At 62.9% G+C, this 5009-nt stretch carries 2 protein-coding genes and 2 pseudogenes; all 4 read right to left on the reverse strand.

The genetic code is table 11. From position 1 onward, the window contains the following. Positions 1–38 precede the first annotated feature (38 nt). Positions 39–1265: pseudogene (gene odhB / locus RMO18_RS14480) on the reverse strand (2-oxoglutarate dehydrogenase complex dihydrolipoyllysine-residue succinyltransferase); the annotation flags it as partial. Position 1266: 1 nt separating this feature from the next. After that, the gene (locus tag RMO18_RS14485; RefSeq protein WP_309666830.1) at positions 1267–4233 is read right to left on the reverse strand and encodes a 2-oxoglutarate dehydrogenase E1 component; all 2967 of its coding nucleotides are present in this window, start codon (positions 4231–4233) and stop codon (positions 1267–1269) included. After that, on the reverse strand, positions 4230–4697 hold the full coding sequence (locus RMO18_RS14490; protein ID WP_309666831.1) for a DUF805 domain-containing protein: 468 nt from the start codon (positions 4695–4697) through the stop codon (positions 4230–4232). The genes RMO18_RS14485 and RMO18_RS14490 overlap by 4 nt, the downstream gene beginning before the upstream one ends. A gap of 1 nt (position 4698) precedes the next feature. Continuing rightward, a pseudogene (locus RMO18_RS14495) lies at positions 4699–5009 on the reverse strand (succinate--CoA ligase subunit alpha); the annotation flags it as partial.

Raw genomic sequence — 5009 nt, forward strand, 5'->3', positions numbered from 1 at the left:
AACTCGTCATCCGATATCGCGCTCACAGTCTCACCACCTCACAAATCCATCAACAACCGACGCGGGTCCTCCAGTGCCTCCTTCACCCGCACCAGGAACGTCACTGCGCCCTTGCCATCCACGATGCGGTGGTCGTAGCTCAGCGCGAGGTACATCATCGGGCGGATGACGATCTGGCCAGCGACCACGACCGGGCGGTCCTGGATCTTGTGCATGCCGAGGATGCCGGACTGCGGGGGGTTGAGGATGGGGGAGGACATCAGCGAGCCGTAGACGCCGCCGTTCGAGATGGTGAAGCTGCCGCCCTGCATTTCGGCCATCGACAGCTTGCCGTCGCGGGCGCGGAGGCCAAGCTCGGAGATCTTTTTCTCAATGGCGGCGAAGCCCATCTGGTCGGCGTCGCGGACCACGGGGACCACGAGGCCGGAGGGGGTGCCGACGGCCACGCCCATGTGGACGTAGTTCTTGTAGACCACGTCGTGGCCGTCAATCTCGGCGTTGACCTCGGGGACCTCTTTCAGCGCATGGGTGCAGGCCTGCACGAAGAAGGACATGAAGCCAAGCTTCACGCCGTGCTTTTTCTCGAACATGTCTTTGTATTCGTTGCGAAGTCCCATGACTGCGGACATGTCCACCTCGTTGTAGGTGGTCAACATGGCGGCGGTGTTTTGCGCGTCTTTCAGGCGGCGCGCGATGGTGGCGCGGAGGCGGGTCATCTTGACGCGTTCCTCGCGCGCGGCGTCATCGGCGGGGACGGGCGCGCGGGGCAGGGCGGCGGGGGCCGGGGCGGGGGCCGCAGCGGCGGCGGCGGCACCGGGGGCACCAGCAACGGCGCGGGCCACGTCTTCCTTCATGATGCGACCGTCACGACCGGTGCCTTGCACCTGATCCGGGGAAAGGTTCGCCTCGGCCATCGCTTTCTTGGCGGCGGGGGCGTTTTCAACCGCCTTGGCTGCAGGGGTTGTCGCCGCAGCCACCTGGGCCACCGCCTTCGCGGGGGTGACAGTTGGGGCCGCCGCCGCGCCTTCGGTCACGATGGCAAGCCGCGCGTTGGCAGCGACTGTGGTGCCCTCGGGTGCGAGGATTTCCGAGAGGACACCGGTCACCGGGCTGGGCACCTCGACCGAGACCTTGTCGGTCTCCAGCTCGCACAGCATTTCGTCTTGTTTCACCGCGTCGCCGGGTTTCTTGAACCAGGTCGATACGGTCGCCTCAGCCACGGATTCCCCAAGGGCGGGTACCATTACGTCAGTCATGTTTGCCTCCTCAGGCGATCGTGAGCGCGTCATTCACGAGCGCGGTCTGTTCATATTTATGGCGGCTGGCGAGGCCCGTTGCGGGCGAGGCCGAGGCCTTGCGGCCGACATAGGTTGGGCGCGTTTCGCGGCCACGCAGCTTGGTGAGCACTTGTTCCAGTTCCGGTTCAATGAAGGACCAGGCGCCCTGGTTCTTGGGCTCTTCCTGGCACCATATAATCTCGGCCTTGGGAAAGCGTCCGATCTCCTGGGTCAGCGACAGCGTCGGCACGGGGTAAAGCTGTTCAACGCGCAACAGGTAGACATCGTCGATGCCACGCGCGTCACGTTCGGCCAGCAGGTCGAAGTAGACTTTGCCCGAGCAGATCACCACGCGCTTGATCTTGGCATCGGGCTTCAGCTTGGTCGTCGAATTGCCCTTTTGCGCATCATCCCACAGAACGCGGTGGAAGGTGGAGCCATCGGTGAAATCTGCGGCCGCCGAGACGCACATCGGATGGCGCAGGAGCGACTTCGGCGTCATCAGGATCAGCGGCTTGCGGTAGGTGCGGTGCAACTGGCGGCGCAGGATGTGGAAGTAATTCGCCGGGGTGGAGCAGTTGGCGACGATCCAGTTATCCTCGGCCGAGTTTTGCAGGAAGCGTTCGAGGCGGGCGGAGGAATGTTCCGGCCCCTGACCTTCCCAGCCGTGCGGCAGAAGGCAGACCAGGCCGGACATCCGCAGCCATTTCGCCTCGCCCGAGCAGATGAACTGGTCGAACATGATCTGCGCACCATTTGCGAAATCGCCGAACTGCGCCTCCCACATCACCAGGGCGTTGGGTTCGGACAGGGAATAACCGTATTCAAAGCCAAGCACCGCATATTCCGACAGCATCGAGTCAATCACCTCGAACCGGGCCTGCCCGGCGCGGATGTGGTTCAGCGGGTAGTGGCGTTCTTCGGTGGTCTGGTCGACAAAGGCGGAATGGCGCTGGCTGAAGGTGCCGCGTGTGCAATCCTGCCCCGACAGGCGCACGGGGAAGCCTTCGGTGACGAGTGAGCCGAAGGCCAAGGCTTCGGCGGTGGCCCAGTCAAAGCCTGTGCCCGTTTCGAACATCTTGGCCTTGGCATCCAGCTGGCGGGCGACGGTCTTGTGCAGATCGAAGCCGTCGGGCACGCGGGTCAGGCCGGTGCCGATTTCGGCCAGCGTTTCGGCCTTGATCCAGGTTTCGCCGCGCTGGTAGTTGTTCAGATCCTTGGTCGCCATGTTCTTCCAGCGGCCATCCAGCCAGTCGGCCTTATTGGGCTTGAAGGCCTTGCCGACCTCGAACTCTTCGTTCAGGCGGGCCTGGAAGGCGGCCTTCATATCCTCGATCTCGCCTTCGGGGATCAGGCCATCCTTGACCAGACGTTCGGTGTAAAGCTGCAGGGTGGATTTCTGCTTGCGGATCCGGGTGTACATTGCGGGGTTTGTGAACATTGGTTCATCCCCCTCGTTGTGGCCAAAGCGGCGGTAGCAGAAGATATCCAGCACTACGTCCTTGTGGAACTTCTGACGGTATTCGGTGGCGACGCGGGCGGCGTGGACCACGGCCTCCGGGTCGTCACCGTTGACGTGGAAGATTGGCGCTTCGACCATCAGCGCAATGTCGGTGGGGTAGGGGGAAGAACGGCTGAAGGATGGCGCGGTGGTAAAGCCGATCTGGTTGTTGACGATGATGTGGATGGTGCCGCCGGTGCGGTGCCCACGCAGGCCCGACAGGCCAAAGCATTCCGCGACCACGCCTTGCCCCGCAAAGGCCGCATCGCCATGCAGCAGGATCGGCATCACGGTGCCACGCTCGGGGTCGTTGTTCTGATCCTGCTTGGCGCGGACCTTGCCAAGGACGACAGGGTTCACCGCCTCCAGGTGGCTGGGGTTCGCGGTGAGGGAAAGGTGCACGATGTTGCCGTCGAAATCGCGGTCCGACGAGGCACCGAGGTGGTACTTCACATCACCCGAACCGCCGACATCTTCGGGCTTGTAGCTGCCGCCCTGAAATTCGTGGAAAATCGCGCGGTAGGGTTTCATCATCACATTGGCCAGAACCGACAACCGGCCCCGGTGCGGCATGCCGATGACGATTTCCCGCACCCCCAGCGCGCCGCCGCGCTTGATGATCTGTTCCATCGCGGGGATCAGGCTTTCACCGCCATCGAGACCAAAGCGTTTGGTGCCCATGTATTTGACGTGAAGGAATTTTTCGTAGCCTTCCGCCTCCACCAGCTTTTTCAGGATGGCCTTGCGGCCTTCGCGGGTGAACTGGATTTCCTTGCCGTAGCCTTCGATCCGTTCCTTCAGCCAGGCGGCCTGCTCGGGGTCGGAGATGTGCATGTATTGCAGCGCGAAGGTGCCGCAATAGGTGCGTTTGACGATGTCGATGATCTCGCGCATCGAGGCGTGCGTCAGGCCAAGGACATTGTCGATGAAGATCGGGCGGTCGAGGTCGGATTCGGCAAAGCCGTAGGAGGCGGGGTCAAGCTCGGGGTGATGCTTGGTGTCGGTCAGGCCAAGTGGGTCGAGGTCCGCCGCCAGATGGCCCCGGATGCGGTAGGCGCGGATGATCATGATGGCGCGGATAGAGTCGAGGACGGCGCGCTTGATCTGATCGTCGCTGACCGGGGTTCCCATTTCAGCGGCTTTGGCGGCGATCTTGTCACCGGCGGCTTTTGCGTCCTTGGCGGCGGGCGGCGTGGCCCACTCTCCGGTCAGCGCGGCGGTGAGGTCATCGACCGGCTGCGGCGGCCAGTCGGTGCGCGCCCAAGACGGGCCCGAGGCGGCGCGCTTGGCGTCAAGCTCGCTGTCACCGAGGGCGCGGAAAAATTCGGCCCAGGTGGCGTCCACCGTGTTCGGATCGGCGGCGTAGCGCGCTTGAAGCTGGTCCACGTAATCGGCATTGGCCCCGTCGAGGAAAGAGGAGGCGGTGAAGGCGGCGGTGGGGGATTGTTCGGTCATTGTGGGACCTCGTTAGGATTGGGACCGTAGCGGTTGAAGCCGGGGGTGGAGGGAAGGGCGCAGAGGATCAGGACACCCAAGTTCACGATGATCAGTGCAGTTTCAAAGGAGTAGAACCAGTGGAAGCGGTCAACGTCAGTCAACAGCGGTGCAAACCCCAAAATGACGACTGCGATCACGAGAGTTGCTCCTGCCGTTCCGGGAATATTCCGATCCTGAAGCCGTCGCGCGGTTACAGCCGCAGACGCAGGCAAGGTCAAAAGCAGGAAGGTGTCGGCGAAGGGCAGGAAGGCAAAATCCCCGTCGATATCCATTTGTAAAAGACGCAGATCTACCGCGAAAAAAAGGATCGCGTAGACTGCGAAGGTAAAGAGAAGGAACCACCAGAACTCGGACCGAGAGGCCGGGCCGGAGAACTGGAAGGACTTGGCAAGGCAAGTCTTTATGGCCTGCGCCGATCCCATTTTATCCCTTGATCGCCTTCAACACCGCTTCGCCCAAGCCCGCCGGGCTGTCGGCGACCACGATCCCGGCGCGCAGCATCGCCTCGATCTTTGACTGCGCATCGCCCTTGCCGCCTGCCACGATGGCCCCCGCATGGCCCATGCGACGACCCGGAGGTGCCGTGCGTCCGGCGATGAAACCGGCGGTAGGTTTCCAGCGGCCCTTTTTGCGCTCATCGGCGAGGAATTGGGCGGCGTCTTCTTCGGCGGCACCGCCGATCTCGCCGATCATGATGATCGAATGGGTGTCCGGGTCGGCGAGGAACATCTCGA

This window comes from Tabrizicola sp., assembly GCF_031377265.1.
Taxonomy (GTDB): domain Bacteria; phylum Pseudomonadota; class Alphaproteobacteria; order Rhodobacterales; family Rhodobacteraceae; genus JAUYQR01.